The organism is Amaricoccus sp. (genome assembly GCF_047602525.1).
Classification (GTDB): domain Bacteria; phylum Pseudomonadota; class Alphaproteobacteria; order Rhodobacterales; family Rhodobacteraceae; genus Amaricoccus.
This window is the reverse complement of sequence record NZ_JASGHB010000001.1, coordinates 28,129-54,836: the sequence shown is the minus strand read 5'-3', so window position 1 is coordinate 54,836 and position 26,708 is coordinate 28,129. Positions and strand designations below refer to the sequence as shown.

The 26,708-nt window shown below is 65.5% G+C and carries 34 protein-coding genes and 4 pseudogenes; 30 read left to right on the top strand and 8 right to left on the bottom strand.

The features are described from left to right. Positions 1 to 50: 50 nt before the first annotated feature. The 3 genes and pseudogenes from pdxH to QM699_RS00335 all read left to right on the top strand — a co-directional run. On the top strand, positions 51 to 662 hold the full coding sequence (pdxH, locus tag QM699_RS00345) for a pyridoxamine 5'-phosphate oxidase (RefSeq protein WP_415009312.1): 612 nt from the start codon (positions 51 to 53) through the stop codon (positions 660 to 662). 8 nt (positions 663 to 670) lie between these two features. Next, positions 671 to 1,813, top strand: a complete 1,143-nt coding sequence (dapE, locus tag QM699_RS00340) for a succinyl-diaminopimelate desuccinylase (RefSeq protein WP_415009311.1) — start codon at positions 671 to 673, stop codon at positions 1,811 to 1,813. Between the two features lie 421 nt (positions 1,814 to 2,234). Next, positions 2,235 to 3,061, top strand: a pseudogene (locus QM699_RS00335) (IS630 family transposase); the annotation flags it as partial. 144 nt (positions 3,062 to 3,205) lie between these two features. Here the strand turns inward: QM699_RS00335 and istB are convergent. Further along, positions 3,206 to 3,937: an IS21-like element helper ATPase IstB gene (gene istB / locus QM699_RS00330; protein ID WP_415009310.1), complete on the bottom strand. Its 732-nt coding sequence runs from the start codon at positions 3,935 to 3,937 to the stop codon at positions 3,206 to 3,208. A gap of 5 nt (positions 3,938 to 3,942) precedes the next feature. Next, a pseudogene (locus QM699_RS00325) lies at positions 3,943 to 4,134 on the bottom strand (IS21 family transposase); the annotation flags it as partial. On the opposite strand from QM699_RS00325, the pseudogene QM699_RS00320 reads away from it, so the two are divergent. The 16 genes and pseudogenes from QM699_RS00320 to QM699_RS00245 all read left to right on the top strand — a co-directional run. Beyond that, positions 4,099 to 4,947, top strand: a pseudogene (locus tag QM699_RS00320) (type IV secretory system conjugative DNA transfer family protein); the annotation flags it as partial. The pseudogenes QM699_RS00325 and QM699_RS00320 sit on opposite strands and share 36 nt — an antisense overlap. 10 nt (positions 4,948 to 4,957) lie before the next feature. After that, positions 4,958 to 5,419, top strand: a complete 462-nt coding sequence (locus tag QM699_RS00315) for a ribbon-helix-helix protein, CopG family (RefSeq protein WP_415009309.1) — start codon at positions 4,958 to 4,960, stop codon at positions 5,417 to 5,419. 145 nt (positions 5,420 to 5,564) lie between these two features. Further along, a complete protein-coding gene (trbB, locus tag QM699_RS00310) occupies positions 5,565 to 6,551 on the top strand; it encodes a P-type conjugative transfer ATPase TrbB (RefSeq protein WP_415009308.1) in 987 nt (328 codons plus the stop codon). Continuing rightward, positions 6,548 to 6,880: a TrbC/VirB2 family protein gene (locus QM699_RS00305; protein WP_415009307.1), complete on the top strand. Its 333-nt coding sequence runs from the start codon at positions 6,548 to 6,550 to the stop codon at positions 6,878 to 6,880. The genes trbB and QM699_RS00305 overlap by 4 nt, the downstream gene beginning before the upstream one ends. Continuing rightward, the gene (locus QM699_RS00300; protein WP_018426646.1) at positions 6,880 to 7,158 is read left to right on the top strand and encodes a VirB3 family type IV secretion system protein; all 279 of its coding nucleotides are present in this window, start codon (positions 6,880 to 6,882) and stop codon (positions 7,156 to 7,158) included. The genes QM699_RS00305 and QM699_RS00300 overlap by 1 nt, the downstream gene beginning before the upstream one ends. A 14-nt stretch (positions 7,159 to 7,172) precedes the next feature. Beyond that, positions 7,173 to 9,617, top strand: a complete 2,445-nt coding sequence (trbE, locus tag QM699_RS00295) for a conjugal transfer protein TrbE (RefSeq protein WP_415009306.1) — start codon at positions 7,173 to 7,175, stop codon at positions 9,615 to 9,617. A 2-nt stretch (positions 9,618 to 9,619) separates the two neighbouring features. Further along, a complete protein-coding gene (gene trbJ / locus QM699_RS00290) occupies positions 9,620 to 10,387 on the top strand; it encodes a P-type conjugative transfer protein TrbJ (RefSeq protein WP_415009305.1) in 768 nt (255 codons plus the stop codon). Between the two features lie 20 nt (positions 10,388 to 10,407). Then, positions 10,408 to 10,686, top strand: a complete 279-nt coding sequence (gene trbK-alt / locus QM699_RS00285; protein ID WP_415009304.1) for a putative entry exclusion protein TrbK-alt — start codon at positions 10,408 to 10,410, stop codon at positions 10,684 to 10,686. A 3-nt stretch (positions 10,687 to 10,689) separates the two neighbouring features. Continuing rightward, positions 10,690 to 12,045, top strand: coding sequence for a P-type conjugative transfer protein TrbL (gene trbL / locus QM699_RS00280; RefSeq protein WP_415009303.1), 1,356 nt, complete (start codon positions 10,690 to 10,692; stop codon positions 12,043 to 12,045). Further along, positions 12,045 to 12,734 carry a conjugal transfer protein TrbF gene (gene trbF / locus QM699_RS00275; protein WP_415009302.1) on the top strand — a complete coding sequence of 230 codons (690 nt, stop codon included), beginning with the start codon at positions 12,045 to 12,047 and terminating at the stop codon, positions 12,732 to 12,734. Before trbL ends, trbF begins: the two co-directional genes overlap by 1 nt. Beyond that, entirely contained in the window at positions 12,731 to 13,684 is a 954-nt protein-coding gene (gene trbG, locus QM699_RS00270; RefSeq protein ID WP_415009301.1) for a P-type conjugative transfer protein TrbG, read from the top strand. Before trbF ends, trbG begins: the two co-directional genes overlap by 4 nt. Positions 13,685 to 13,722: 38 nt before the next feature. Then, positions 13,723 to 14,835, top strand: a complete 1,113-nt coding sequence (locus QM699_RS00265) for a TrbI/VirB10 family protein (RefSeq protein WP_415012651.1) — start codon at positions 13,723 to 13,725, stop codon at positions 14,833 to 14,835. A 3-nt stretch (positions 14,836 to 14,838) separates the two neighbouring features. Continuing rightward, a complete protein-coding gene (locus QM699_RS00260; protein WP_415009300.1) occupies positions 14,839 to 15,054 on the top strand; it encodes a DUF2274 domain-containing protein in 216 nt (71 codons plus the stop codon). 141 nt (positions 15,055 to 15,195) lie between these two features. Continuing rightward, complete coding sequence (locus QM699_RS00255; protein WP_415009299.1) at positions 15,196 to 15,519, top strand: hypothetical protein; 324 nt, start codon at positions 15,196 to 15,198, stop codon at positions 15,517 to 15,519. 19 nt (positions 15,520 to 15,538) lie between these two features. Beyond that, a complete protein-coding gene (locus QM699_RS00250) occupies positions 15,539 to 15,937 on the top strand; it encodes a MarR family transcriptional regulator (protein ID WP_415009298.1) in 399 nt (132 codons plus the stop codon). Next, positions 15,934 to 16,365 carry a recombinase family protein gene (locus QM699_RS00245; protein WP_415009297.1) on the top strand — a complete coding sequence of 144 codons (432 nt, stop codon included), beginning with the start codon at positions 15,934 to 15,936 and terminating at the stop codon, positions 16,363 to 16,365. Before QM699_RS00250 ends, QM699_RS00245 begins: the two co-directional genes overlap by 4 nt. A 19-nt stretch (positions 16,366 to 16,384) precedes the next feature. Here QM699_RS00245 and QM699_RS00240 read toward each other — a convergent pair whose 3' ends face one another. The 5 genes from QM699_RS00240 to QM699_RS00220 form a co-directional block, all read right to left on the bottom strand. After that, positions 16,385 to 16,582: a hypothetical protein gene (locus tag QM699_RS00240; RefSeq protein WP_415009296.1), complete on the bottom strand. Its 198-nt coding sequence runs from the start codon at positions 16,580 to 16,582 to the stop codon at positions 16,385 to 16,387. 57 nt (positions 16,583 to 16,639) lie between these two features. Next, a complete protein-coding gene (locus QM699_RS00235) occupies positions 16,640 to 16,828 on the bottom strand; it encodes a hypothetical protein (protein WP_415009295.1) in 189 nt (62 codons plus the stop codon). 5 nt (positions 16,829 to 16,833) lie between these two features. Then, positions 16,834 to 17,115: a hypothetical protein gene (locus QM699_RS00230; RefSeq protein ID WP_415009294.1), complete on the bottom strand. Its 282-nt coding sequence runs from the start codon at positions 17,113 to 17,115 to the stop codon at positions 16,834 to 16,836. Between the two features lie 173 nt (positions 17,116 to 17,288). Continuing rightward, the gene (locus QM699_RS00225; protein WP_415009293.1) at positions 17,289 to 17,636 is read right to left on the bottom strand and encodes a molybdopterin-binding protein; all 348 of its coding nucleotides are present in this window, start codon (positions 17,634 to 17,636) and stop codon (positions 17,289 to 17,291) included. A gap of 448 nt (positions 17,637 to 18,084) precedes the next feature. Continuing rightward, complete coding sequence (locus QM699_RS00220; protein ID WP_415009292.1) at positions 18,085 to 18,513, bottom strand: hypothetical protein; 429 nt, start codon at positions 18,511 to 18,513, stop codon at positions 18,085 to 18,087. A 245-nt stretch (positions 18,514 to 18,758) separates the two neighbouring features. On the opposite strand from QM699_RS00220, the gene QM699_RS00215 reads away from it, so the two are divergent. From QM699_RS00215 to QM699_RS00200, 4 genes are all read left to right on the top strand, one after another. Beyond that, positions 18,759 to 18,953 carry a hypothetical protein gene (locus tag QM699_RS00215; RefSeq protein ID WP_415009291.1) on the top strand — a complete coding sequence of 65 codons (195 nt, stop codon included), beginning with the start codon at positions 18,759 to 18,761 and terminating at the stop codon, positions 18,951 to 18,953. A gap of 868 nt (positions 18,954 to 19,821) precedes the next feature. Then, on the top strand, positions 19,822 to 20,001 hold the full coding sequence (locus QM699_RS00210) for a hypothetical protein (protein ID WP_415009290.1): 180 nt from the start codon (positions 19,822 to 19,824) through the stop codon (positions 19,999 to 20,001). Positions 20,002 to 21,440: 1,439 nt separating this feature from the next. Next, positions 21,441 to 22,175, top strand: coding sequence for a metal-dependent hydrolase (locus tag QM699_RS00205; protein WP_415012650.1), 735 nt, complete (start codon positions 21,441 to 21,443; stop codon positions 22,173 to 22,175). 20 nt (positions 22,176 to 22,195) lie between these two features. Then, entirely contained in the window at positions 22,196 to 22,585 is a 390-nt protein-coding gene (locus QM699_RS00200; RefSeq protein WP_415009289.1) for a hypothetical protein, read from the top strand. 221 nt (positions 22,586 to 22,806) lie between these two features. Here QM699_RS00200 and QM699_RS00195 read toward each other — a convergent pair whose 3' ends face one another. Beyond that, positions 22,807 to 23,646: a hypothetical protein gene (locus QM699_RS00195; RefSeq protein ID WP_415009288.1), complete on the bottom strand. Its 840-nt coding sequence runs from the start codon at positions 23,644 to 23,646 to the stop codon at positions 22,807 to 22,809. A gap of 692 nt (positions 23,647 to 24,338) precedes the next feature. On the opposite strand from QM699_RS00195, the pseudogene QM699_RS00190 reads away from it, so the two are divergent. From QM699_RS00190 to QM699_RS00160, 7 genes and pseudogenes are all read left to right on the top strand, one after another. After that, positions 24,339 to 24,569: pseudogene (locus QM699_RS00190) on the top strand (hypothetical protein); the annotation flags it as partial. Positions 24,570 to 24,705: 136 nt separating this feature from the next. Continuing rightward, positions 24,706 to 24,870, top strand: coding sequence for a hypothetical protein (locus QM699_RS00185; protein WP_415009287.1), 165 nt, complete (start codon positions 24,706 to 24,708; stop codon positions 24,868 to 24,870). A 198-nt stretch (positions 24,871 to 25,068) separates the two neighbouring features. Continuing rightward, positions 25,069 to 25,200 carry an RNB domain-containing ribonuclease gene (locus tag QM699_RS00180; protein ID WP_415009286.1) on the top strand — a complete coding sequence of 44 codons (132 nt, stop codon included), beginning with the start codon at positions 25,069 to 25,071 and terminating at the stop codon, positions 25,198 to 25,200. Beyond that, entirely contained in the window at positions 25,178 to 25,360 is a 183-nt protein-coding gene (locus tag QM699_RS00175) for an RNB domain-containing ribonuclease (protein ID WP_415009285.1), read from the top strand. Before QM699_RS00180 ends, QM699_RS00175 begins: the two co-directional genes overlap by 23 nt. Positions 25,361 to 25,621: 261 nt before the next feature. Continuing rightward, entirely contained in the window at positions 25,622 to 25,822 is a 201-nt protein-coding gene (locus tag QM699_RS00170) for a hypothetical protein (protein ID WP_415009284.1), read from the top strand. 203 nt (positions 25,823 to 26,025) lie between these two features. Further along, positions 26,026 to 26,166 carry a hypothetical protein gene (locus tag QM699_RS00165; RefSeq protein WP_415012649.1) on the top strand — a complete coding sequence of 47 codons (141 nt, stop codon included), beginning with the start codon at positions 26,026 to 26,028 and terminating at the stop codon, positions 26,164 to 26,166. A gap of 2 nt (positions 26,167 to 26,168) precedes the next feature. After that, complete coding sequence (locus QM699_RS00160; RefSeq protein WP_415009283.1) at positions 26,169 to 26,702, top strand: S1 RNA-binding domain-containing protein; 534 nt, start codon at positions 26,169 to 26,171, stop codon at positions 26,700 to 26,702. Positions 26,703 to 26,708: the final 6 nt, after the last annotated feature.

Here is a 26,708-nt window from a genome sequence, read left to right as displayed (position 1 = left end):
TCCTTCCGCGCCGCTCCTATGGTTCGCGCGCAACACGGGAGGAACCGGCAGTGACGGACGTGGATCGGAGCGGCATCTTCGGCGGCGACGATCCGTTTCGCCTTGCCCGGCTCTGGCTGCACGAGGCCGAGGCGACCGAGCCGAACGACCCGAACGCCATTGCGCTCGCCACGGTCGACGCCGGCGGCCTGCCGAACGCGCGCATGGTGCTGCTGAAGGACATCGAGGCCGACGCCTTCGTCTTCTACACCAACTACGAGAGCGCGAAGGCGGGCGAGCTCGACGGCGCCGGCAAGGCCGCCTTCGTCGCCCACTGGAAGAGCCTGCGCCGGCAGATCCGCGCCCGGGGCCTCGTCAGCCGCGAGGACGGGCCGCAGGCGGATGCCTACTACAAGAGCCGCGGCCTGCAGAGCCGGCTCGGCGCCTGGGCGTCGAAGCAGTCGCGGCCGCTCACGAGCCGCACCGCGCTGATGCTCGAGGTGGCGAAGGTGACGGCGACCCGTGGGCTCGACCCGGACCGGCCGCCGTTCTGGGGCGGCTACCGCCTGACGCCGCTCGAGATCGAATTCTGGGCCGACGGCGCGCACCGGCTGCACGACCGCTTCCGCTGGACGCGCAGCACCCCGGGCGAGCCGTGGTCCGTCGTCCGCCTGAACCCGTGAGGGGCGCCATGACCGATGCGACCGATCCCGTCGACCTGACCGCGGCGCTGGTGCGCTGCCAGACCGTGACGCCGGCAGAGGGCGGCGCGCTGCACATGCTCGGGCAGATGCTCGCCGCCACCGGCTTCCGCGTCCACCGCGCCGACCGCAACGGCACCCCGAACCTCGTCGCGCGCTGGGGCACCGAGGCGCCCGTCCTCGGCTTCAACGGCCACACCGACGTGGTGCCGACCGGCGATCCCGCCGCCTGGTGCCACCCGCCGTTCGGCGGCGAGATCGCGCAGGGCCGGCTCTGGGGCCGCGGCAGCGCCGACATGAAGTCGGGAGTCGCGGCCTTCGTCGCGGCGGCGATCGACTTCGTTGCCGCCACGCCGCCAAAGGGCAGCGTCCTCGTCACCATCACCGGCGACGAGGAGGGCGTGGGCAGCGACGGAACCGTGGCGATCCTCGACTGGCTGCGCGACAACGGCGACCGGATGGACCACTGCCTCGTCGGCGAGCCCACCTGCCCCGCGCGCATGGGCGAGATGATGAAGATCGGCCGTCGCGGCTCGATGACCGCCGTCCTGACCGCCTACGGCAAGCAGGGCCATACCGCGTACCCGGAACGCGCGGCCAACCCGCTGCCCGGGCTCGTGCGCCTGCTCGACAGGCTGGCGAGCCGCACGCTCGACACCGGCACGGCGCATTTCGGCCCGTCGACGCTGGCGATCACCACGATCGACGTCGGCAACCCGGCGAACAACGTCATCCCGGCCGAGGCGCGGGCCAAGGTGAACATCCGCTTCAACGACGCCCACAGCGCACAGTCGCTCAGCGAGTGGATCGAGGAGGAGGCCGACATCGCGGCCGCGGAGTCCGGCGTCGGCATCGCCGCCCGCTTCGAGGTGGCCGGCGAAAGCTTCGTCACCGAGCCCGGGCCGTTCGTCGAGGTCGTCTCCCGCGCGGTCGAGGCCGAGACCGGGGTGCGGCCGGAGCTGTCCACGTCCGGCGGCACCTCCGACGCGCGCTTCATCAAGGACCACTGCCCGGTCGTCGAATTCGGCCTCGTCGGCGCGACGATGCACCAGATCGACGAGCATGTGGAGGTCGAGCACATCCGCCAGCTGAAGGCGATCTACGGACGCATCCTGCGCACCTACTTCGGCTGACGCCCGCGCGCGTGTCTTCGCGAACGCCGGAAACTACGGTCCGGACATCCGCGACATGATGCTCGAAGCCGTTGAGGGGAACGTTTCGGGAGCGTCCTGGCGCCGGTGGAATGGCTCTCGGACAACGGGTCGATTGCCATCCTGCCCTCTTCGAGTGCGAGGCGGGCGCGTTCACCGAGCACAGACCGTCCAAACGGCGGCGGGCGCGGCGCTCCCCAGGCTCCGAGCATGTGAGCCAGCAGCCCTCCGGTGAAGGCCGGGGGCTTTCCCATCGACTCGCTTGCTCACCCTACGCTCACCGCAATGGCAGGGCGTCGGGGGAGGAAATACGCTAATACCAGCGCGCATAGGTCCTGACTCACGCGGGGGATTCCCCTGAGGGCGTTGTCGTGATTCATCATGGAGAACGAAGGGGTTTTCCATGGCGGCAGCGATCGGGCTTCGGGGTGATCTGGATGGTGACGATCTTCGCCGGCTGGCGCGGGACAGCCGGGATGCGAAGCAGGTGCGTCGGCTGCTGGCGCTGGCGGTGATCGCGGAGGGCGGCACGCGGACGGAGGCGGCGCGGGTCGGCGGGGTCGGGCTGCAGATCGTGCGGGACTGGGTGCTGCGGTTCAACGCGGAAGGCCCGTCGGGGCTGATCGACCGGCATGCCCCCGGCAAGGCGCCGACACTGACGGCAGAGCATCGGGCGGCGCTGGCGCAGGTGGTGGAGGCGGGACCTGAGCCCTGGCGCGACGGGGTGGTGCGCTGGCGGCGGATCGACCTGGTGCAGTGGCTCTGGGAGGCGTTCCGGGTGTCGGTGAGCGAGGCGACGGTGGGACGGGAACTCCGGGCGCTCGGCTTCCGCAAGCTTTCGGCGCGGCCGCGGCACTACGCCCAGGATCCGGAGGCGGCGGCGGCTTTCAAAAAAGTCTCCCGGAGCGCGTGGCGGAGGTCCGCGCCGCGCATCCCGGCAAGCGCATAGAACTCTGGTTCCAGGACGAAGCGCGGATCGGGCAGAAGAACAAGCTCACCCGAAGATGGGCGCGGCGGGGCGCCCGACCGCGGGCGCCGCACGACCAGCGCACCGCCTGGGCCTACATCTTCGGCGCGATCTGCCCGGCCGAGGGCAAGGGCGCCGGCATCGTCATGCCGTTCTGCGACACGCCGGCGATGCAGACGCACCTCGCGGAGATCAGCACCGCGGTGGCGCCGGGCGCCCACGCCATCCTCATCCTCGACCAGGCCGGCTGGCACCTCGCCCGCGCCTGTCAATCGGCGCGGGATCGGGACCCCTGATCGGCTTCCAATAGGGACCCCCGTCGGCGAGGAGCGGGACCCGGCCCGGCGCAGCGGTGCGGGTGGCGGAGACGGGCCGGTTCCCGCTCCGGTGAGGCGGTGAGGGTGGGGTCAGGCGCGGTTTTTGAAGCGCCAGCTCTCGTTGCCGGTCTCGACGATGTCGCAGTGGTGGGTGAGGCGGTCGAGCAGCGCGGTGGTCATCTTCGGATCGCCGAAGACGGCGGGCCATTCGCCGAAGGCGAGGTTGGTGGTGACGACGACCGAGGTCTGCTCGTAGAGCCGGCTGACGAGATGGAAGAGGAGCTGGCCGCCGGCCTGGGCGAAGGGGAGGTAGCCGAGCTCGTCGAGGACGACCAGGTCCATGCGGCAGAGGTGGTCGGCGAGGCGGCCCTGGCGGCCGGCGCGGGCCTCGGCCTCGAGCTTGTTGACGAGGTCGACGACGTTGAAGAAGCGGCCCCTGGCGCCGCCGCGGATGCAGGCGCGGGCGATGCCGACGGCGAGGTGGGTCTTGCCGGTGCCGGTGCCGCCGACCAGGACCAGATTGCGCTGCTGCGCGAGGAAGCCGCCGCCGGCGAGGTCGCGCACCAGGGTCTCGTTGATCGGCGTGGCGTCGAAGACGAACTCGTCGATCTCCTTGGCCATCGGCAGCCGGGCGATGGCGATCTGGTACTTGATCGAGCGGGCCTGCTTCTCGGAGAGCTCGGCGGTCAGCAGGTCGCTGACCACCCGCTGCGGCTCGTGCTGGCGCTTCACCGCCGAAGCGACGATCTCGTCGTAGGCCGCCCGCATGCCGAAGAGCTTGAGCTCGCCCATCGTGGTCATGATCGCGCTGCGCTCCATCATCCGCTCGCCCTCCTGAGGCTGTCGTAGCGGGCGCAGTCGGCCGCGGGCTCGTGCCGCAGCCGCAGCGCCTCGGGGGTCATGATCGTCGCCGGCGGGCCGGGGTCCCGGCGCCGGGACAGGATGTTGAGGATGACGTCCGCCGAGTGGACGCCCTCCCTCAGCGCCTCGGCGCAGGCGGCCTCGGCCGCCGGCTGACCGAGGAGCTGACCGCATCGAGCAAGCGTCACCGGCTGCTCTTGATGCTCGACGAGTTTCCGGCGCTCGGCCGTCTCGACTTCTTTGAATCGGCGCTCGCCTTCATGGCGGGCTACGGCCTCAAGGGCTTCCTGATCGCCCAATCGCTCAACCAGATCGAGCGCGCCTATGGGCCGAACAACGCCATCCTCGACAATTGCCATGTGCGCGTCAGCTTCGCGACCAACGACGAGCGCACCGCCAAGCGCGTCTCGGACGCGCTCGGCACGGCGACCGAGATGCGCGACAGCACTAACTATGCCGGCCACCGGCTTTCGCCCTGGCTGGGGCATCTGATGGTCTCGCGGCAGGAGACGGCCCGGCCGCTGCTGACCCCCGGCGAGATCATGCAGCTCCCACCTAACGAGGAAATCGTCATGGTCGCGGGCACCCCGCCGATCAAGGCGACCAAGGCGAAGTATTTCGAGGACGCGCGCTTGCAGGAGCGCATCATCGCGCCGCCCGAGCTGGCGGCGACACCCGCCAACGCACTGGCGACCGATGACTGGTCCGGCCGCGTCGTGGCAGCGGCGGGCCATGCCGGCGCCGGCGCTGGCGGCGATGACGGCGGCGATCTCGCCAATGCCGGCATCCGCCGCGAACCCGAACTGCCCGAGCATGAAGAAATCCTGCCGCCGCCGTCGCCGGCGCAGGAATTCGAGCTTCTGGACGAGGAGCCCGATGTCGACGCCGCCAAGGCGACCGCCATGCGGGCGCGGATGCGGATGGTCGCGCGGCAAGCCTCGCTCGACCCCGGCGACGGCATCGAGCTTTGAGGATCCGCCCATGACTTCGCGCACCCGCATGAACGTCTATTTCGATCCGGCGTTGCTCAAGCAGGTCGAGGCGCTGGCGCTCCGCCGCAACATCTCCAAATCCGCCATCGTCGAAGCCGCCCTGGCGTCCTTCCTGTCCGGCGACACCAGCGAGAAGCTGGAGGCGGCCATGTCGCGCCGCCTCGACCGGCTCGGCCGTCAGGTCGGCGCGCTCGACGAGGATGTCGCCGTGCTCGGCGAGACGCTGGCGCTCTTCGTCCGCTACTGGCTGATCTTCACCCCTCCGCTCTCCGACAATGCGCAGGCATCGGCGCGCGCCAAGGGCGCGGAGCGTTTCGACGGCTTCCTGCAATCGCTCGGCAAACGTCTGGCGACCGGCGACAGGTTCCTTAAAGAGCTTTCGCGAGATGTCGACTCGCTCGCCGAAGGTGACGGGGCGGACACTCCAAAGACGGGCGACGATCCCGCCTGAATAATCGCGCCCGTCCTATTCGCCGCCGATAGCCGCCGACTGCCGCACGGCTCTCGATACTTGTTGAACAGGCCCGATTTCTGGCTCTTTTAATCATCCCAGATCGGGGAACTCTCTGTTGCGTCCCCTCGGATTTGGGGACGGCATGACTTCTTCTTCTCATCAGAAACCGGAGGCGATCCAGCGCGGCGCACGCATGTTGCGCACCGCGCTCGGTCCCGCCATCGCCCGGTTCCTTGAGGACGAAGGCATCGTCGAAGTGATGCTGAACCCCGATGGGCGCATCTGGATCGACCGGCTTTCCCTAGGTCTGTCCGACACCGGCGAAACCCTCTCGCCCGCAGACGGCGAGCGCATCGTGCGCCTGGTCGCCCATCATGTCGGCGCGGAGGTCCATGCCCGGTCCCCGCGCGTCTCGGCCGAGCTGCCCGAGACGGGAGAGCGGTTCGAGGGGCTTCTTCCGCCCGTCGTCGCCGCACCGGCCTTCGCCATCCGCAAGCCCGCCGTCGCCGTCTTCACCCTCGACGATTACGTCGCCGCCGGGATCATGACCAACGACCAGGCCGCCACCTTGCAGGCGGCCGTCGCATCGCGCGCCAACATCCTCGTCGCGGGCGGCACCTCGACCGGCAAGACCACGCTGACCAATGCGCTGCTCGCCGAAGTGGCGAAGACGCAGGATCGCGTCGTCATCATCGAGGACACGCGCGAGCTGCAATGCGCCGCGCCGAACCTTGTCTCCATGCGGACCAAGGAGGGCGTCGTCACGCTCTCCGATCTCGTGCGGTCCTCGCTGCGCCTGCGCCCCGACCGCATCCCCATCGGCGAGGTGCGCGGCTCCGAAGCGCTCGACCTCCTCAAAGCCTGGGGCACCGGCCATCCCGGCGGTATCGGCACGATCCACGCCGGCACCGGCATCGGCGCGCTGCGCCGTCTCGAACAGCTCATCCAGGAAGCCGTCGTCACCGTCCCGCGCGCGCTGATCGCCGAGACGATCGACCTCGTGGCCGTCCTCTCCGGCCGCGGCTCCGCGCGCCGGCTCGCCGAACTCGCCCGCGTCGAAGGGCTCGGCCCGGACGGGGACTACCGCGTCACCGCCGCAACCCCCACCAGCACAGGAGAACCTTCATGATCCGCATCCCCATGCGCGTCCGTCGCACCGTGGCGACCGTCGCCGCCGTCGCCTATGTCAACCTCATCCTGGCGCCCGCCGCCCACGCCTCCGGCTCGTCGATGCCGTGGGAAGCGCCGCTCCAGAAAATCCTCCAGTCGATCGAAGGCCCGGTCGCCAAGATCGTCGCGGTCATCATCATCATCGCGACGGGCCTCGCGCTCGCCTTCGGCGACACGTCGGGCGGCTTCCGTAAGCTGATCCAGATCGTGTTCGGCCTGTCGATCGCCTTCGCGGCCAGCTCGTTCTTCCTGTCGTTCTTCTCGTTCGGCGGCGGGGCGCTCGTCTGATGGCGGTCGCCTTCGAGCAACTGGATGTGCCGGGATTCACCGTCCCGGTTCACCGCGCACTGACCGAGCACATCCTGCTCGGCGGTGCGCCGCGTTCCATCGCGATCCTCAACGGGACGCTGGCCGGGGCCGTGGGCCTCGGCCTGCGCCTCTGGCTGGTCGGCCTGCTCATCTGGGCCGTCGGGCACTTCGCGGCGGTCTGGGCCGCCAAGCGCGATCCCCTCTTTGTCGAAGTCGGAAGGCGGCATCTGCGCGTCCCCGGCCATCTCGCAGTCTGAGGGAGGCGACGCCGATGATGAACCTCGCCGAATATCGCCGCACCGCCTCCCGCCTTGCCGACTTCCTGCCCTGGGTCGCGCTCGCGGGCGAAGGCGTCGTGCTCAACAAGGACGGCAGCTTCCAGCGCACCGCGCGCTTTCGCGGCCCCGATCTCGATAGCGCCGTCGCCGCCGAACTGGTCGCGGTCGCCGGCCGCATCAACAACGCCTTCCGCCGTCTCGGTTCGGGCTGGTCGATTTTCGTGGAGGCGCAGCGCCATGAGGCCGCGACCTATCCGGCGAGCGTATTTCCCGACGCGGCTTCCGGCCTGGTCGATGAAGAGCGCAAGGCCGATTTCGAAGAAGCCGGCACGCACTATGTTTCCGGCTATTACCTGACCTTCCTCTATCTGCCCCCGGCCGAGGAAGCCGCCCGCGCCGAAAGCTGGCTCTATGAGGGCCGCGAGCGCACCGGCGTCGATCCGCAAGAGATTCTGCGCACCTTCATCGACCGCACCGGCCGCGTCCTGGCGCTGCTCGACGGTTTCATGCCCGAATGTGCGTGGCTCGATGACACCGAGACGCTGACCTATCTCCATTCGACCGTTTCGACCAAGCGCCACCGCGTCCGCGTGCCGGAAACCCCGGTCTATCTCGATACGCTGCTCGCCGATCAGCCGCTGACCGGCGGGCTCGAACCGCGCCTTGGCAGCGAGCATCTGCGTGTCCTCACCATCATCGGCTTTCCGACCGCGACGACGCCCGGCCTGCTCGACGATCTCAACCGGCTCGCTTTCCCTTACCGCTGGTCGACCCGCGCGATCCTGCTCGACAAGACCGACGCGACCAAGCTGCTGACCAAAATCCGCCGCCAATGGTTCGCCAAGCGCAAGTCGATCGCCGCGATCCTCAAGGAAGTCCTGACCAACGAGGCGTCGGCGCTGGTCGACACCGATGCGTCCAACAAGGCGGCCGACGCCGACATGGCCTTGCAGGAACTCGGCGCCGATGTCGCCGGCATGGCCTATGTCACCGCGACGATCGTGGTGTGGGACGCCGACCCGCGTCTGGCCGACAAGAAGCTGCGCCTTGTCGAGAAGGTCATCCAGGGCCGCGACTTCACGGCCATGGTCGAGACCGTCAACGCGGTGGACGCATGGCTCGGCTCTCTGCCCGGCCATGCCTACGCCAACGTCCGCCAGCCCCCCATCAGCACTTTGAATCTCGCCCACATGATCCCGCTTTCGGCGGTGTGGGCGGGGCCGGAACGGGACGAGCATTTCGGTGCGCCCCCCTTGCTTTACGGCAAGACCGAAGGCTCGACCCCGTTCCGGTTATCCCTTCACGTCGGCGATGTCGGCCACACGCTCGTCGTCGGCCCGACCGGCGCGGGCAAGTCCGTCCTGCTTGCGCTGATGGCCTTGCAGTTCCGCCGCTATGATCGGTCCCAGGTCTTCGCGTTCGATTTCGGCGGCAGCATCCGCGCCGCCGCGCTCGCCATGGGCGGCGACTGGCACGACCTCGGCGGAGGGCTGACCGAAGGCTCCGACGCTTCGGTCTCGCTTCAGCCGCTCGCCCGTATCCACGACAGCTACGAACGCGCCTGGGCGGCCGACTGGATCGTCGCAATCCTGACCCGTGAAGGCATCCCCATCACCCCCGAGGTGAAGGAGCATATCTGGACGGCGCTGACCTCGCTGGCGTCGGCGCCGGTCGAGGAACGCACCATCACCGGCTTCGCGGTCCTGCTCCAGTCCAACGACATCAAGCAGGCGCTCCGGCCCTATTGCGTCGGCGGGGCCTATGGCCGGCTGCTCGACGCCGAGGCCGAACATCTGGGCTCCGCCGCCGTGCAGGCGTTCGAGATCGAGGGGCTGGTCGGCACGGGGGCCGCGCCCGCGGTGCTTTCCTATCTCTTCCACCGCATCGGCGACCGGCTCGACGGGCGGCCGACGCTGCTCATCATCGACGAGGGCTGGCTTGCGCTGGACGACGAGGGCTTCGCCGGCCAGCTCCGCGAATGGCTGAAGACGCTGCGCAAAAAGAACGCATCGGTCATCTTCGCCACGCAGTCGCTCAGCGACATCGACAATTCGAGCATCGCGCCGGCCATCATCGAAAGCTGCCCGACGCGCCTGCTGCTGCCGAACGAACGCGCGATCGAGCCGCAGATCACGGCCATCTATCGCCGCTTCGGCCTCAACGACCGACAGATCGAAATCCTCGCGCGGGCGACGCCCAAGCGGGACTATTACTGCCAGTCGCGGCGCGGCAACCGCCTGTTCGAGCTGGGGCTGTCCGAAGTCGGCCTCGCGCTCTGCGCCGCATCCTCGAAATCCGACCAGACCCTGATCGCCAACCTCGTCGCCGAACATGGCCGCGAAGGCTTCCTCGCCGCGTGGCTGCGCGCCCGCGACGCCGGATGGGCGGCCGATCTCATCCCGACTTTCCCGATCCCCCAAGCAGCAAAGGAGTCCTGACTATGACCATTCGCCGTTTCCGCTCGCGCGCCATGGCGCTCGCCGCAACCATGCTGGCGGCAGCCCCGCTCGCGCTCTCGCCGATGGTGGCGACGCCCGTCCACGCCATCATCGTCTTCGATCCATCCAACTATGCGCAAAACGTGCTGACCGCCGCGCGCACGCTGGAGCAGATCACCCACCAGATCACCTCGCTCCAGAATGAAGCGCAGATGCTGATCAACCAGGCCCGCAACCTCGCGAGCCTGCCTTACTCGGCGCTCCAGCAGCTCCAGCAGAACGTGCAGCGCACCCAGCAGCTTCTTCAGCAGGCGCAGGGCATCGCGTTCAACGTCCAGCAGATCGACCAGATGTTCAGCCAGAAGTACGGCAACGTCTCCATGTCGACGACCGACAAGCAGATGGTCGCCGACGCGCGCTCGCGCTGGCAGAACACGGTCGGCGGGCTTCAGGATGCCATGCGCGTGCAGGCCGGCGTCGTTTCCAACATCGACACCAACCGCACGCAGATGTCGGCGCTGGTCAGCCAGAGTCAGGGCGCGACCGGCGCGCTTCAGGCGGCGCAGGCCGGCAATCAGATCCTCGCCCTGCAATCGCAGCAGCTCTCCGATCTCGTGGCGCTGCTCGCCTCGAACGGTCGCGCCAGCGCACTCACCGAGGCCGAACGCACCGCCGCCGCCGAACAGGGCCGCGAACAGCGTCGCCGCTTCCTGACGCCGGGCTCGGGCTACCAGCCCGGCAACGCCCAGATGTTCAACACCGGCAAGTAACCGCCAGAAGGAGAATTCCCATGGACGGCAAGATGCTGGCCCGCCTCGGCGCTATCGTGTTCGTCGCCATCGCCATCACCGCGACGGTCATCGAACTGAACCGCAAGGAGGACGCGCCGGCATCTTCGCCGGCCGCCCTTCATTCCCCCGACCGCGATCCGCTGCGCGAAGGCCAGCGCCGATGCCAGCGGCTCGGCCAGGAGGCCGCCAGCGACAGCGCGTGCATGGCGGTATGGGCCGAGACCCGTGACCGCTTCCTTGGCCGCGCGCCCGCGTCGGCCTCCCCGGAAGGGCGGTGAGCCATGGGCGGCGCAGGCGTCATCGACAACTTCCTCGGCGTATTCACCAAATACATCGACAGCGGATTCGGCCTTCTCGGCGGCGAGGTCGGCTTCATCGCAACCACCCTGATCGTCATCGACGTGACGCTCGCCGCGCTCTTCTGGTCCTGGGCGGCCGATGACGACATCATCGCGCGCCTCGTCAAGAAGACGCTGTTCGTCGGCGTCTTCGCCTATCTGATCGGCAACTGGAACAACCTCGCCAAGATCGTCTTCGAGAGCTTCGCAGGCCTCGGCCTCAAGGCATCGGGCACCGGCTTCTCGACCGCCGACCTGATGCGCCCCGGCAAGGTCGCACAGACTGGTCTCGACGCCGCCCGGCCGCTGCTCGAATCCATCTCCGACCTGATGGGCTGGGTCGCCTTCTTCGAGAACTTCATCCAGATCGCGTGCCTGCTCTTCGCCTGGGCGCTGGTCATCCTCGCCTTCTTCATTCTGGCGATCCAGCTCTTCGTCACGCTGATCGAATTCAAGCTGGCAACGCTCGCCGGCTTCGTCCTCATCCCGTTCGGCCTGTTCGGCAAGACCGCCTTCATGGCCGAAAAGGTTCTCGGCAACATCATCTCGTCCGGCATCAAGGTTCTGGTCCTGGCCGTCATCATCGGCATCGGCTCGACCCTCTTCAGCGAATTCACCAAGGGGTTCGGCGGGCAGACCCCGAGCATCGACGACGCCATGGCCGTCGTGCTCGCAGCTCTCTCGCTGGTCGCGCTCGGCATCTTCGGCCCCGGCATCGCCAACGGTCTCGTCTCCGGCGGCCCGCAGCTTGGCGCGGGCGCAGCGGTCGGCACCGGCCTTGCGGTCGGCGGCGCGGCCATGGCCGTCGGCGGCGGTGCGATGCTGGCCGCCAAGGGTGGCGGCGCCATGCTCTCCGGCGGGGCCGCGGCCGCGCGCGGCGGTGCGACGGCAGCGGGTGCAGCGTCTTCGGCCTATTCGCTCGGCTCGCTCGGCAAGTCCGGCGCGTCGGGCGTCGCCTCCGGCGTGGGCGGCGTCGCGCGTGCTGCCGGATCGGCCGCCGTCTCGCCGCTCCGCCGTGCCGCATCGCGCGCCGCCGACTCCATGAAGTCCAGCTTCTCCGATGGCGCGAAGGCCGGCTTCGGCGCGACGGGCGGCTCCTCGACCATGGGAACGATCGGCGGTGAAGCCGCCGAGGCCGCATCCACGCCGGCCGCGACCGGCGGCGCTCCCGATTGGGCCAAGCGCATGAAGCGCAACCAGACCGTCAGCCACGGCGTCAGCGCCGCCGCCCACGCCATCCGCTCCGGCGACAGCCACGGCTCCGGTTCTTCCATCAACCTCTCTGAAAGTGACCGCTGATGAACCTCTTCAAAAGACCCGCCGCCCATTACGGCAAGACCCCGCAGCCCGAGACGCCCTATCAGCGCGCCGGGCAGGTCTGGGACGACCGGATCGGCTCGGCCCGCGTGCAGGCGAAGAACTGGCGCTATATGGCCTTCGGCTCGCTGATCCTCTCGGCGGGTTTCGCCGGGGCGCTCGTCATCCAGTCGGCGCGCGGGACCGTCGTGCCGTGGGTGGTGCAGGTCGACAAGCTCGGCCAGGCCCAGGCGCTCGCGCCGGCCGTCGCCGACTTCCGCCCGACCGATCCGCAAATCGCATGGCATCTCGGCCGCTTCATCGAGCAGGTCCGCTCGATCCCTGCCGATCCGATCATCGTCCGCCAGAACTGGCTCCGCGCCTACGAGTGGACGACCGATCGCGGCGCGGGCGCGCTCAACGACTATGCCCGCACCAACGATCCGTTCGCCAAGGTCGGCAAGCAGCAGATCGCCGTCGATGTTTCCAGCGTCATCCGCGCGTCGCCGGACAGCTTCCGCGTCGCCTGGACGGAGCGGCAATTCGAGAACGGCGCGCTGGCCTCGACCCAGCGCTGGACCGCGATCCTGACGATCACGCTTCAGCCGCCGCGCGACGCCGAGCGCCTCAAGGCCAATCCGCTCGGCATCTACGTCAACGCTATTAACTGGTCGCGGGAGATGGGCCAATGATCCCGGCAACCCGTCAATCCACCGCCGTCCTGATGTTGCTGTCCGCGACGGCCCTGGGAGGCTGCGCTACCTTCAAGCCCCCTGAAATCACCTACGACGCCACCGTGCCGCCGCTGCCGGCTGTCCCGGTCGCCATCACCGACGATCGGCCCAAACCCCTCAACGTGCCGCCCGCCTGGACCGTGGCGCGCGGCGGCGAGGCCGCCGGCACGCCCACCGGGCGCGTCGAGAACGCCAACGCCGCCGCCCGCGTGCAGCCGCGCCGTGAGGGCTACTACAACGCCATCCAGGTCTATCCATGGTCCGAAGGCGCGCTCTATCAAGTCTATGCCGCCCCCGGTCAGATCACCAGCATCGCGCTCGAACCCGGCGAGGCCCTGACGGGCGCGGGGCCGATCGCGGCGGGCGACACCGCGCGCTGGATCATCGGCGACACCGAATCCGGCTCCGGCTCCGGTCGCCGCGTGCTGGTCCTCGTGAAGCCCTCGCGGGCCGACATCACCACGAACCTCGTCATCACGACCGACCGGCGCACCTACATGATCGAGCTGCGCTCCGGTGAGAAGCCCTACATGCCCGCCGTGTCCTGGGCCTATCCGCCGCCGAGCGGCGGGAGCCAGGCGCTTCCGGCAACGCCGGTCATTCCGGCCGTGGCCGCCCGCAACTATCGCTACGCCCTGACCGGCGACACCCCGCCATGGAAACCGATCGGCGTCTATGACGATGGCCGCCGCGTCTATGTCGAATTCCCGCGCGGCATCGTTCAGGGCGAAATGCCCCCGATCTTCGTCCTCGGCGCGGGTGGCGAAACCCAGATCGTCAACAGCCGCATCTATCAACACATCCTGATCGTCGATCGCCTGTTCGGCGCGGCCGAGCTGCGCCTTGGCGCGGGCGACAAGCAGCAGACCGTCAGGATCGTCCGCACCGACGGGAGGCCGCAATCGTGAGTGAGACCGAAACCCCAGCAGAAACCAACGCCGCCCCGATGCGCCTGCGCGCCGAGGCTCCCCGCGTCACGCGCCTGTCGCGCAAGATGCTCGCCAGCGTCGCCGCCGTCGCCCTGGTCGGCATCGGCGGATCGCTGATCTATGCGCTCCAGACGCGCGGGCCGGACGATGGCGGGACCGAACTCTATTCGACCAACAACCGCCAGACCGCCGATGGCCTGGCCGGATTGCCCAAGGACTATACCGGCCCGGTTCTCGGCCCGGCGCTCCCCGGCGATCTCGGCCGCCCGATCCTCGACGCGCAGAACAACGGCCAGCCCGTCGCCGCGCCCGTCACGCCGATGCCCGGCGTCAGCGAGGCCGAGCAGCGCCGCCGTGCCGAGGAGGAAGCCGCCCGGCTCAGCACCGTCTTTTTCCAGTCGCGGCAGGGCTCGACCGCCGCCGGCACGGGCGCGACGCCCGGCCTTGCGGGGCTCGACCTCTCCGGCGCTGGCGGACAGGCCGCCACCGGCCAGGACAAGCAGCTCGCCTTCCTCAACGCGGCGGCCGACCGGCGCACGGTCACGCCCGACCGCGTGACGCCGCCGGCGTCGCCCTTCGTGCTTCAGGCCGGCGCGGTCATCTCGGCCGCGCTCATCACCGGCATCCGTTCCGACCTTCCCGGCCAGATCACCGCGCAGGTCACGGAGAATATCTATGACAGCCCGACCGGCCGCATCCTGCTCGTGCCGCAGGGCACGCGGCTGATCGGCCAGTATGACAACAACGTGCAGTTCGGCCAGCGCAGGGTCTTGCTGGTGTGGAATCGGCTGATCCTCCCGAACGGCCGCTCCATCGTTCTCGAGCGCCAGCCAGGCGCCGATACGCAGGGCTATGCTGGCCTTGAGGATGGCGTCGATTACCACTGGTGGGATCTCGCCAAGGCCGCCGCGCTCTCGACGCTGCTCGGCGTCGGCGCCGAACTCGCCACCGACGACAACGACGGGCTGCTCCGCGCCATCCGGGGCGGCGCGCAGGATACGGTGAACCAGGCCGGTCAGCAGATGATCCAGCGCCAGTTGCAGGTAGCACCCACGCTGACCATCCGGCCCGGCTACCCGGTCAGGGTCATCGTCACCCGCGACATCGTGTTCGAGCCCTACAGGAACTGATCCATGACCAAGCTGAAACTCGGCCCCATTGCCGACGACAAACCCGTCAAGATCGCGCTGGAGCTGCCCGCAGTGCTCCATCGCGATCTCACCGACTACGGCCGCCTGCTCGCCGAGGGCGGTGCACCGATCGAGCCTGCCAAGCTCATCGTGCCGATGCTCGAACGCTTCATCTCGACCGACCGCGGCTTCGCCAAGGCGCGGCGCACGACGGGCTGACGCCCGTTCCCAGTGTGGAGTGCCGCAGGCGCGTCGGCGGACATGCGGCACGCTACACACCGCCATTTGCCCTCCACTGTTCGCCAATCGCCGGGGTCTCGTGACGCCTGCAATCCGATAAGCCGAACATTGGAGGAATCCATGAGCACAGAGAGACCGACACCACCCAGACGCCGTGCGCGCCGGATCGCCCCGAGGACCGCGCCCGCCGATCTCTATGACTATGCCGCCGACCGCAAACCGCGCTCGCAAAAGGGACGGCGCGCAGCCCCTCGCACCGACAAGCACGACTTGCCGGTTTACGACGATTGGGCCGATCTCGTGCCGGTCACGGAAGAAGAGGTCGACGTGTTCGAGCGCTATTTCGGCGACCTGCTGGACCGCCTCTTCGGCGGGGCGCTCTACACCAAGCCCGGAGAAAATCTCTTGCACAATATATCATCTGATGATATGGATAAAGAGTGAACGATGGGCGGTATAGATTATGGCTACCCTGAAGGTCGGCATCGCCGACTATGAGGAAATGAAGAACCAGACCATGCAGGTCGTGGCGGGCGAGAAGAAACCCGCATCGGGCGATCCGACAGTCTGGTTCGTTTCGACGGAATCCTTTGCGCAAGTCCTCTCGACGGGAAACCGCGAGCTGCTGCGCATAATCGACGAGCAGGCGCCCGAATCCGTGGACGAGCTGGCGAAGATCGCCGGGCGGGCGCAATCCAACGTCTCGCGCACCCTCAAGACAATGGCCGGCTACGGCCTCATACGCATGGAAAAAGGCCGGGGCCTCAAGCTGACCCCCAAGCTCGCATACGATCGTGTTGAACTGGTGCTGCCGCTGACCGCCGCCAAAGCGCCCAAGAAGGTCAAGGGAGGCCAGCAATGAACATTCAGTCCCCGCATGTCGCGCAGCGCGCCGCCCTTTATCGGCGCGTGTCCACGACCCGCCAGGCCGAGCATGACGTGTCGATCCCCGACCAGCGCAATCAGGGCGAAGCCTATTGCGTCGCGCGCGGCTATGAGCTGGTCGAAACCTTCGTCGAGGCCGGCGCATCCGCCACCAACAACAAGCGCCCCGAATTCCAGCGCATGATCGACGACGGCACCAGCAAGCCCGCGCCGTTCGACGTCATCGTGCTTCACAGCTTCTCGCGTTTCTTCCGCGATCACTTTGAGCTTGAGTTCTATGTCCGCAAGCTGGCGAAGAACGGCGTCAAGCTGGTTTCGATCACGCAGGAAATGGGCGCTTCTTCGGGTTGCCTGCGGTGGCGAAGTTGTTTGGAAGACACGGCATGGGGCAAGAGCCGCCCATAGTTCCGCGCCACAAGCATTGTCATCCCGAACGCAGTGAGGGATGACAAGCCAATTCGATAACGGTGGAAGCCCCAGACAGAAGCGAAGAGCAACTCCGCGCGCCGTTACTCTTGATCGGCAACGTCTCCGCACCGCGCCGCTTATCAAACATCTTCCGCACCACCCAGAAGACAATCAGCAGCAACACCGCGCAGATCGTGCCGAATGTCAGCGCCATGTGCTCGTGAAACGCCGCCTTCAGCGTGTGCGCGAACGTCGGGGCCGAACCAGATCGTCAGCAGCGAGCACACCAGGAACTGCACCAGCTTGTCCGTGAAATCGCCAGAAGATAGCCCAGCGGCTTCATCTCGAAGACGCCTGCGGCAAACTCGAAGAGCTTCATCGGCGTCGGCGGCGGCAGCATCGCCGGAATCATGATGGCGAAAAACTCCTGCTTTTCGAAGCGGTCGCGGATGCGAGTCATAGCGCTCACGGGTTCCCGACGCGCTTGAGCAGCACCAGCTCCCCGCCCGCACGGCGAATGTAATACGGCACCAGCGACCCGATCGCCGAAGCCACCGCGGCAATCAGGCTGTACGCAAAAGCAAACGCAAGTAGTTCCGCGTCAACATAGCCGATGAGCACGCCGTCCATCGAAACCGGAATCGAAATCAGTGCGGAATCAATCAGCGACAGCGCACCCACGCCCCAGATGCCCAGCGGCTTCAGCACGCCAGCAGCGGTTTGCGGAAAATTTGTGCAGAAGAACAACAGGATGCAATTTCACTACGTTCTATTTCTACGGGAGACCGATCACGCGGGTGCCCATTCATGCGGTGAACGCAGTGCAGCGCATGAGTGGGCCGCGAGGAATGGCCTGTGTCGCCAACGCGGACCTCTCTGACGCACTTCTCGCCTAATCCCTAATCCCTAATCCCTAATCCCTAATCCCTAATCCCTAAAAATGCTCCGTCTCCCCACGCAACAGCGCGGCGGCGTGCGGCAACAGCGGCAGCAGCGTGCGCAGACCGCTCTCCGCACCGCGAGGCGAGCCCGGCAAATTCACGACGAGGCAGCGCCCACAAAGGCCCGCCACACTCACGGCCCAGCGCTGCATACGGCATTTCAGCGAAGCCTTCGCGGCGCAGCAGCTCCGCCACTCCCGGCACAAGCCGTTCGCACACATCGAGCGTGGCCTCGGGCGTAACATCGCGCAACGCCACCCCCGTGCCGCCGGTCGTCAGCACCACTTCAGCGCGCAGCGCCAACTCGCGCAGCGCCCGTGCAATCACCGCGCGCTAATCAGCAACCACCTGCACCGGCAGCACTTCCGCTCCGGCCTCGGCCAGCAGGCGCGCCAGCAACGGCCCGGAGAAGCTGGCGTTCGCCTGCCGCGCAGCGGTCGCTCACCGTCACCAACGCCACGCGGATTCCCTGAACGCTCATCAGCCCAGCATAATGCGAAAATAGACAAAGCCCGCGCCGCCTGGAAAAAACGCGCGGGCATCACGGCCCAACCGCAGACTTACCCGGAGTTTCGTCCGTCACAGTAAATACAGAACCGAATGCCGCCGACCGAATCCGACCAGCCCCAGAGCCCCGAACCGCCTCCGCCCCAGGGGCAGCCCCCAGCGCATCCGCACCGCGCGCTACGGCGAGCTCAACGCCCACGAGCTGTTCTACACCCTGCTCGATTCCATCGAGGACCAGCGCGCCCGCGGGCCGTTTCCGCGAGTCCATCTACCTTCCGCGTTCATCTGGCTGGCCATCGCGTGGTTCGTCTTCTACGGCCCGCGCGTACTGTGGCATGCGCCGAAGCTCGTCCTGCCGTCCGAGGCCATGAAGCAGCACGAGATGCTCAACGTCACTGCTGCCCGTGTTGAAGGCGCCGCCCACGCCGCGGATGAAGGAAATCCCGCGCAACGAGATGCCGCCCAAGCAGCTTCTCGACAAGCTCCGCACCGAGACGCCGCACCCGGAAACGCCAAAGCCGGAGCCTTCCGCGCCTGCGCCGCAGCCCGCTCCGGCCATGGCCGCGACGAACAATCCGCCGAACCTGCCCAACTCGCCGCAACCCTCCACTCCGCAGCCGCGGCCCTCTACGCCGATGGCCGAAGCACCAACGCCGCAGCCCTCCGCCCACGACTTTCTGCCCAAGACCTCCGGCAACGCCAGCTCCGCGATGCGCGACCTCAGAAGCGCGACCCACTGCGCCCCGGCACAAGCGGCGGCGGCATCACCAGCGGCAGCCTGCGCGGTGGGGGAGACGTCGGCTCCGGCGTCGAAATCCTCTCCGATACGCAGGGCGTGGACTTCAGCCGCTGGCTGGCGCGCTTCAAGTCCAACACCTACAACGCCTGCATTCCGCTGCTGCCGAGGAAGGGCCGGCCGCCGTCTCGAAGTCCGGCAAATCGGTGTGGATTCTCACCGTGCAGCCCGACGGCACCATCGGCGGATGGAAGCTCGACAGCTCCACGCACGACGATGCAATCAACCGCTCGGCCTGGGGCTCGGTCGTCACGCAGGGCAAGCTGCAGCCGCTGCCCCCGGAGTTCCACGGCCCCAACCTGGTGCTGCGGATCTACTACATGGTGAACACCGACCGTTAGAGCATTTTTCTGATAGGTGCAGCTTTTTATTTTTGCCATTCCCGAAGGGAATCTGCGTCTTGCTCATGCCAACGAGGACACACCTGCTCATAGGTGTAGCTTTTTATTTTTGTCATTCCCGAAGGGAATCCGCGTCTTGCTCGTGCCAACGAGGACACACCTGAAGGAAAAATGCTCTAGAAACTGCGAATTCCTGGATCTGAGCCGAACAAAAAAAAACACCAACGAACTAGAGCATTTTTCTCTCAGGTGTAACCTTTTATGTTTTGTCATTCCCGAAGGGAATCTGCGTTTGCTCGTGCAGGTGAGCATACATCTGGAAGAGAAATGCTCCAGAGCATTTTTCTCTCAGTTAGGCCGCATCCGCATATAGCTTAGTGAGGCAAGAACAGGTAGGTCAGCTGACCCTGACATGCAAGGCATAGAAGGACGTGGGCCTTTAGGCCCTGGAGCCCTGGCCTGCAAAGGGCCGGCCCGCAGCGGCTTAAGCCGCAATTGTCCCGCGAATCCAATGGCAGGGGCTGAACACTCCCTACCTGATAAAGAACGCCCGCCGCATCCCCAATAGGTAACCAAAAATCCTTCCTCCCTGCCCAAAAATGAGGCAAATTGCCCGAAATCGGCTGCTTTATCTTCAATGAGGGAGGTGTCTGCCATGTATTGAAAGGAAAAGGCTTACTCATCCTACAACAAAGTAACCAAAACATTACTTCAGTAATGTTTACCAAATCCTAAACATCTAAGTGCTTCATATGGTTGGACTTATAAGCTTATTCAGCTTACGTTGTATACATCTGGTTGTCCAGAGAAACTTTCATAACAAGCCCAACTATTTTGCATCACGACATCTCAAGGAGAGTACTCACCCATGAAGAACCTCACGATCCGCGCTTTCGTCCTGACTCTTGCCATCACCGGTGCCGTCGCCTCGTCGGTGGCCTCGAAGGCCGCGACCAAGAACCACACCGTGAAGGTTGCCTTCGTGGATACGAGCACACCTGCCCCGCTGTGCAGCCCGCGCAGCGCCAGCCTCTGCGGCATCGACTAAGTTACCTTCTAGCACGAAAGGTATGTAGAAAAAAGATTTCTATGGGCGTACTCCCGAGATAGCATTAAGCCTCTTCGGGAGTGCGCCCATAGACTGCGAAGTTCGCTCTTCAATACGTTGACATTGTGATTTGTTTTCTGGGAATCGCCTGTTTGGTGATTCTTAGCAAAAAGAAGCTGGCGCTCAGCTATGCATTCTCTGTTCGCGCTTATGTGTGTGCGATCTTTGCAGACGCTTGTTGCCGTGGTGGCTTTGTATCACCGTCAGCAGTTCGGGCTCTCGCGTCAAGCTGCATATAATCTCTATTTCTATAGTTTCTGGGGTTCGGAAGTTCTCCAGACCATCCTGCAAGTATCCATCATCTATTCGATGTACCGCATCGTAATGAAGCCGATGGAAGGCCTGCAGCATATCGGTCGCATTATCTTTTTCTGGATCGCATTCGTTTCAGTCTTTTTATGGCCTTTACTGTCTTCCTTAGCCCGCACCCGAGTGCCACTTACCTTGTAACGCTTGTAAGCAATTTCCAAGAGTCAGTGAGTGTTCTTACGTTGTGCCTCCTCATTGCTTTCTCTGCTTCGCAGCGAAGCCATTAGGCATGACCTATCGCGGCCGCCCGTTTGGCGTCATGCTTGGCTTGGGGATTACGACAACAAGCTCTCTTGTGGTTGCCACATGGTTTCCAGTGGCAGCGGTACACGAATTACTGTTTATGCTCCTGTTTTCTTAGTGGGCGCAGTTGCAGGTGCGTTCTCCATGCTCACTTGGCTGACGTACTTCGCCTTGCCGGAGCCTGAGCGCGTGATGGTGACATTGCCAACCACCTCACCTTACTTCCACTGGAATCGCATCTGCCAAATCCTTGGCGACGATCCGGGCGTCGTGGCGATTGCGGGCTTCCGTTCCGAAGCTGCTTTCGCGGTCGGAGGTCGTGGCCATCGAGGCCGTTGCGAATGCGCAGCACCGTGCCTTCGTACCCTCTGCGGAAGACGAGGCGATGAAGAAAGACTTCGCCTTGTCGGCATAGGCTGTATAACCCGTATAGCATGGCGAGGCAAGAACAGGTAGGTCAGGGCTTTAGCCCTGACATGCAGACCGAAACGAACCTGGCCTTCAGGCCCTGAGGGGCAAGACCACCACAAAACCGTCCCGCAGCGGCTAAAGCCGCCGACTTGCAACCAAATTCTGTGTCAGGGCTAAAGCCCTGACCTACCTAATATGTGAATACGCCTTGGCCTCCCTCGTTTCGCGGCCATAACTCCGCGCCCTCTGCGTCGTTTTTCTCTGCGCCCTCTGCGTTCTGGTTCTTCGCCGATGCCGGCAAGAAACTCGAACGCAGAGGGCGCCGAGTTTTACGCAGAGAACGCGGAGCCCGTATCCGCATAGAATGAGGGGGGAAAATGCTGCTGACCTGACCTTGAAGAGCAGGAGACAACACCATCGAACCGGTAACGCATGTACTTACGGGCGCTGTGCTGGCGCGGTCGGGGCCCAATCGCCGTGCGGCGTATGCCACGGCGGCAATGGCCGTGGCGGCGGAGTTTCCCGACATCGACACGCTGTGGGGGCTGCGCGGCCCGGTGGAGGGGTTTGCGCATCATCGCGGCCTGACGCATACGTTCGTTGGCCTGCCGTTCGAGGCAGCGCTCGTGGTCGCGATGTTTTACGGCGTGCATCGCTGGCGGCTGCGGCGGCATGAGGGAAACCGCCCGTTGACAGCGGCGCCGGTGCGTTGGGGAACGCTGTACCTGCTGGTGCTGCTGGCGCTGGGCTCGCACCTGCTGCTGGACTTCACGAACAACTACGGCCTGCGCCCGTTTGCGCCCTTCCACACGCGCTGGTATGCAGCGTCGATCGTGTTCATCTTCGATCCGGTGTTGTTCCTGTTGTTGCTGGCGGGGTTGCTGCTGCCGTGGCTGCTGCGGCTGGTACAGCGCGAGATTACGAGCAGTCGGGCGCGTGGCGGTTTTGTCACGACGACGCCGGCGCAGGTGGTGCTGGCGCTGATTGCGGTCTACTACGGCGTGCGCGCCTGGGAGCACGCGAAGGCTGTGCAACTGGCGCAGGCGCAGGCGATGGCGGTCGATGCGGAGGCACCGCCGGAATCTGTAGCGTTGCCGTCGCACCAGTACCTGCGCGTGCAGCGGAGCCTGGTCAGCCCGGGCAACCGCTGAGCATCTTCCGCTGGCACGCGGTGACGGATTTTGGCCCGGCGTACCAGCTCGCGGAGATCGACACGCTGCGCGGAGAAGCGATAGCGGACGGCGATCCATTGCGAAGGCGAACACGGCAGGCCCCCACGCTGCGGAAGGCGTTGGCGTCGCCGCTGGGCCGGGCGTACCTCGACTGGTCGCCGATGCCGTGGACCACACTGGAGCGCGCCGACCCGACGATCGTTCCACGGCAGACGACGGTGGTGGTGCTGCGCGATCCGCGCTTTCTGGGCGATGTTCCGTTGATGCGCCGTGGTGGAAGATCGCCCTTGACGGCAGTGATTGAGCTGGATGAGAAGAACGAGGTGGTGGCCGAAACGATGGACGGCCGCACCGAGGTAGGAGGACGCTCTCCACGTCCTCTGCGTTAAAACTCTGCGTCCTCTGCGTTTGAGTTTTTTTGCCAGTGTCGGCGAAGAACCAGAACGCAGAGGACGCAGAGAAAAGCCCGCGGAGGACGCGGGAGAAATTCCCTGCCTCCTACCGAATGCTTACGGACGGAACTTCAGGCCGAGGTATCCTCCGTCGGCGTCATAGGCGTAGTCGAAGTGCGCCAGCGCACGCAGGCCGGTGTTGACGAAGGTGGCATCTTTCAGGCGCGCGCCAGCTTACTTTGCGCGGCGTTTCGGGGTCGTGCTGGTCGCCGGTGGTGAACTCGTAGCTCAACTGCCCGCCGAGCAGATAGACCTTGATCGGCACGCCGTCGGGAATGTCGCCGCTTTGGGGCACGCCGGGCGAGGAAATCATCATGTTGGTCAACCCGGTGTCGATCAGCACTGTGCCCATGGACAGCGCCTTGCCCTGCACCGCCAGCGTGCCCGCGGCGGTCGTCCAGTCCTTCGGCGCGTTGGAGTCGCTGGGCGGGGCCGACTCGCGCGGCAACAGCTTCTGCCACTTCCAGTCGCCCTGGAAGGACTTCGGCGCTCAGGCCGAGCTGCACGCCCTTGGTCGTGAGCACATAACCGCGCCTCATGCGGCCCTGCTGCATCGCGTTGAGCATCAGGAAGGCATTGCGCTGCTGCACCTTCCAGTCACTGCCGTCGCCACGGCCAAAGCCGATGCCGAGCATATGCGGATGGCCCGGCCCCGGCGAGCACTTGGCTGCGTTGACGCCCGTGCCCAGGCACTCGCGCCGCGTCACAGCCAGCACTGGCATGTGCGCAATCACCGGCGAGCCATCGGGCATCTTTGCGTCGACGAACTTCACGTCCACGGTCTCCCATGTGCCAGTCAGGTGCACGCCCGAGGACGAGTAGGTGATCTCGCCGGGTTCGCCCTTGCCGGTGTAGCCGGGGATTTCGTCGGCGGAAACCATGATGCCCACCGATCCGGTGTCGATCTGGAAGCCGGAATCCGCGCCGCCATTGAACGCAAGCCGCATATGCAGCGAGCCGAGCCGTTGGAAGTTCAGCGCGTTATCGGCATAGGGCACGCTGACTACCGGCGTGCCGCTGGGTAAAGTTGGCTTGCTGGGCGCTTTGACCTGCGCACGCGGCGCTGGCCACGGCAAGCGCCGCCGCCACGGCATGGAAGAAACGACAAAGACGCATACGGGCTCCAGTAACGTTGTGCAGCGGGTGCGCTGCGGGAATGGGCTTGTTGACGATTCATCGTACCGCAGACGCCGGCATATTTTCCTGACAACCGGTCTTCGCTCACCGCCGCTGGTTCGCCCCTGCTCTCTCATCCCTCAACCCTGATATCCTCGGCAAATGGCTCGTGGACCTTACCCTCGCAGCGATCGCGATCTTCTGAACCGCATTAGCCGCTCGCCAGGAGCAAAGGCGGGATACAAGCAACTGATCCGGGAACTGGGGCTTGGCGGCGGTCGGGAACGGCGTCTTCTGTTGGAGCAATTGACCCGGATGATGGCCCGAGCGAGAGTTGGTGACGCCTTGGAAATGAGCATGTGGTCTCTCCCTCGCCCCAAAGACGCGCTCCGACACGTCCGCACAAATCCGGCCAGCCCACCGTCCGCGGCCTTTGGGATGGCTTTGAAGCTCAGGAAACGCGCTCCGGACGAGATCGGCTGATCAGTGGGCGTCTCGATATGCACCGCGACGGCTTCGGCTTTGTTCGCCCTGACCGGATCCGCGACAGCCGGCCGCAAGCTGCGGCTTCGGGGATATCTTCATTGCTCCCAATGAGTTAAACGGCGCGATGGGCGGAGACGTGGTTCTTGTGGACGAATACCCCCGGGCCGCGACGGCAGACGCTCTGGGCAGAATTGCGCGTGTGCTGACGCGGCGTAATCCGACCGTCGTCGGCATCTTCCACTACGCTCGCACGGCTAGCCGCTCGCCGGGATACAACGAATCTGGACTAGCCGACAAACTACGTCACTCCGCTCGATGAGCGAGTCAGCGGGCACGATCTCCATCCCCGACGGTGAAGAGGTCGTCGCCGACCACGAAGCGGATGCCAACAGAACGCTCGGTGATGAAGCAAAGCGCAAAACGAAGCCGCCAGACATGATCGAAAGCTTGAGGGCATGGCGGTAGATGTCGAGATTACGCGCTTCCCTCAGCCAGGTCGACCCGCGCTTGGCCGCATCATCGAAGTCCTGGGCCATCCAGATGATTTCGGTGTTGACGTCGAAATCATCATCCGCAAGCACCATCTGCCGCACACCTTTCCTGCCGAACGTGCTTGCTGAAGCCGAAGATCAGGCTCGGCAATCACGTAAGTCACGCTCGATGACGAGAGCTTGCATTACGCGAAGACTTTCGCGAGTTCCCCGGTTACGACGATAGACGGAGAAACGGCAAAGGACTTCGACGATGCGGTACTTCGTACGCTAGCTCCCGAACAAGCAACACCGAACTACAGGTCCACATCGCCGATGTGAGCGCGTATGTGCTGCCCAGCATCGGCGCTGGACACAGAAGCTCGCGTACGCGGCAACAGCGTCTACTTTCCTGACCGCGCCGTACCGATGCTGCCCGCATGCGCTATCAAGCGGTATGTGCTCGCTACTGCCAGATGAAGATCGCCTGGTGATGAGCTGCGTGATGGAGATCGACGCCGAAGGTGAGATCGTAGGCTATCGCGTCGCCGAAGGCATCATCCGCTCTGCACGCCGCTGCACCTACACCAATGTGCAGGCGTGCCTGAACGCTGGGCAGTCTTACCCGGAAACCCTCTAGCCAACCACTGCCGAAGACCTCGCCGAACGCGAGCGCGTCGAGCTGGAGCAGCCAGGGATGCCAGCAGAGGTTCGACGCAATGCTCGAACTGGCGCTGCGGCTCAACCGCAAACGAGTACGCCGTGGCTCCATCGACTTCGACCTGCCCGAGCCTGTCGTGCAGTTTGATCCCGAACGGCAACATGAAAGCCATCGTGCGTTCCGAGCGCGGATGGTCGCATCGCCTGATCGAAGAGTTCATGCTGAGCGCGAACGAGTGCGTTGCGCACGTGGATTGAATCGCAGCAGATTCCATCGATCTACCGCATCCACGAGATGCCCGATCCGAAGCGCATCGTGGAGTTCGAAGAGACCGCCGCCAGCTTTGGCCAGACACTCGGCATCGGGGCGATGCCGGTGAAGAAGCTGGACGATGAAAGATCGACCGCCGTGCAGCCAGTAATCACGTGGACGCGGCCATGACGCTCGCAGACAACACGAGATTCTAGAGAAGGTCCCCGTCACGCCGCAGATGTACCAGAGACTGATACGAAGATCAGCGGCCACCCAGAGGAGCGCATCCTCAGCTACCTGATGCTGCGTTCGCTCAAACAGGCACGCTACTCCGAGCAGAACGAAGGCCACTTCGCGCTGGCCTCCCGCAGTACACGCACTTCACCTCGCCGATCCGCCGCTACCCTGACCTCATCGTGCACCGGCTGCTGCGGGCGATGCTTCGCGACGGAGCTTCGCTGCCGGCGGCGCGATTCATTCGACGGACAAACAGCCATGGAAAGAGGATAGGTTCCCCAGGGACAAGGGCTTAGAGTTGAAGATTCGGATCGAACTGGAGGTGCAGGAGTTCAAACGACATCGCCGACGAGTGCTCGAAGACCGAACGCCGCGCCGCCGACGCCGAGCGCGAGCTGATCGAGTGGAAGAAGATGAAGTTCATGGCCGACAGATCGGCGAGGACTTCAGCGGCATGATCCTCTCGGTGACGAAATACGGCTTCTTCGTCGAACTGGACGAGCTGTTCCTCGAAGGCATGGTGCCGATCGGCTCCCTGCCCGGCGACCACTGGAGCTTCCGCGACACGGACCGCACCATCGTCGGCGCACGCTCAGGCCATGTCTTCAAGCCCGGCCAGCGCATCGAAGTCATCCTCGACCGCATCGACCGCGTGCAACGACGGCTACAGTTCGCGCTCTTACCCACCATCGAGTTCGGCCCAGGCAAGAGCGCGAACCCAAGCTCACCACGCGCCTTCGGCGAACGCAAAAAAGCGGCGAAGCAGAAGAAGAGTACAAAAGAACACAAACGCGCGAAGAAGGCGAAGCACACCAAACGCAAAGGACGATGAGCAAGA

Excerpts from the sequence above, each read along its gene's own strand:
- QM699_RS00315 (WP_415009309.1), top strand. The coding sequence starts at position 4,958 with ATGACTTCGCGCACCCGCATGAACGTCTATTTCGATCCGGCGTTGCTC.
- QM699_RS00305 (WP_415009307.1), top strand. The coding sequence starts at position 6,548 with ATGATCCGCATCCCCATGCGCGTCCGTCGCACCGTGGCGACCGTCGCC.
- QM699_RS00180 (WP_415009286.1), top strand. The coding sequence starts at position 25,069 with ATGTGCTGCCCAGCATCGGCGCTGGACACAGAAGCTCGCGTACGCGGC.
- QM699_RS00175 (WP_415009285.1), top strand. The coding sequence starts at position 25,178 with ATGTGCTCGCTACTGCCAGATGAAGATCGCCTGGTGATGAGCTGCGTG.
- trbK-alt (WP_415009304.1), top strand. The coding sequence starts at position 10,408 with ATGGACGGCAAGATGCTGGCCCGCCTCGGCGCTATCGTGTTCGTCGCC.
- QM699_RS00235 (WP_415009295.1), bottom strand. The coding sequence starts at position 16,828 with ATGACTCGCATCCGCGACCGCTTCGAAAAGCAGGAGTTTTTCGCCATC.
- dapE (WP_415009311.1), top strand. The coding sequence starts at position 671 with ATGACCGATGCGACCGATCCCGTCGACCTGACCGCGGCGCTGGTGCGC.
- QM699_RS00255 (WP_415009299.1), top strand. The coding sequence starts at position 15,196 with ATGAGCACAGAGAGACCGACACCACCCAGACGCCGTGCGCGCCGGATC.
- QM699_RS00250 (WP_415009298.1), top strand. The coding sequence starts at position 15,539 with ATGGCTACCCTGAAGGTCGGCATCGCCGACTATGAGGAAATGAAGAAC.
- QM699_RS00265 (WP_415012651.1), top strand. The coding sequence starts at position 13,723 with ATGCGCCTGCGCGCCGAGGCTCCCCGCGTCACGCGCCTGTCGCGCAAG.
- QM699_RS00300 (WP_018426646.1), top strand. The coding sequence starts at position 6,880 with ATGGCGGTCGCCTTCGAGCAACTGGATGTGCCGGGATTCACCGTCCCG.
- QM699_RS00185 (WP_415009287.1), top strand. The coding sequence starts at position 24,706 with ATGGCGGTAGATGTCGAGATTACGCGCTTCCCTCAGCCAGGTCGACCC.
- trbB (WP_415009308.1), top strand. The coding sequence starts at position 5,565 with ATGACTTCTTCTTCTCATCAGAAACCGGAGGCGATCCAGCGCGGCGCA.
- QM699_RS00240 (WP_415009296.1), bottom strand. The coding sequence starts at position 16,582 with ATGGCGCTGACATTCGGCACGATCTGCGCGGTGTTGCTGCTGATTGTC.
- trbJ (WP_415009305.1), top strand. The coding sequence starts at position 9,620 with ATGACCATTCGCCGTTTCCGCTCGCGCGCCATGGCGCTCGCCGCAACC.
- trbE (WP_415009306.1), top strand. The coding sequence starts at position 7,173 with ATGATGAACCTCGCCGAATATCGCCGCACCGCCTCCCGCCTTGCCGAC.
- QM699_RS00210 (WP_415009290.1), top strand. The coding sequence starts at position 19,822 with ATGAAGAACCTCACGATCCGCGCTTTCGTCCTGACTCTTGCCATCACC.
- QM699_RS00260 (WP_415009300.1), top strand. The coding sequence starts at position 14,839 with ATGACCAAGCTGAAACTCGGCCCCATTGCCGACGACAAACCCGTCAAG.
- QM699_RS00245 (WP_415009297.1), top strand. The coding sequence starts at position 15,934 with ATGAACATTCAGTCCCCGCATGTCGCGCAGCGCGCCGCCCTTTATCGG.
- trbG (WP_415009301.1), top strand. The coding sequence starts at position 12,731 with ATGATCCCGGCAACCCGTCAATCCACCGCCGTCCTGATGTTGCTGTCC.
- trbL (WP_415009303.1), top strand. The coding sequence starts at position 10,690 with ATGGGCGGCGCAGGCGTCATCGACAACTTCCTCGGCGTATTCACCAAA.
- trbF (WP_415009302.1), top strand. The coding sequence starts at position 12,045 with ATGAACCTCTTCAAAAGACCCGCCGCCCATTACGGCAAGACCCCGCAG.
- istB (WP_415009310.1), bottom strand. The coding sequence starts at position 3,937 with ATGATGGAGCGCAGCGCGATCATGACCACGATGGGCGAGCTCAAGCTC.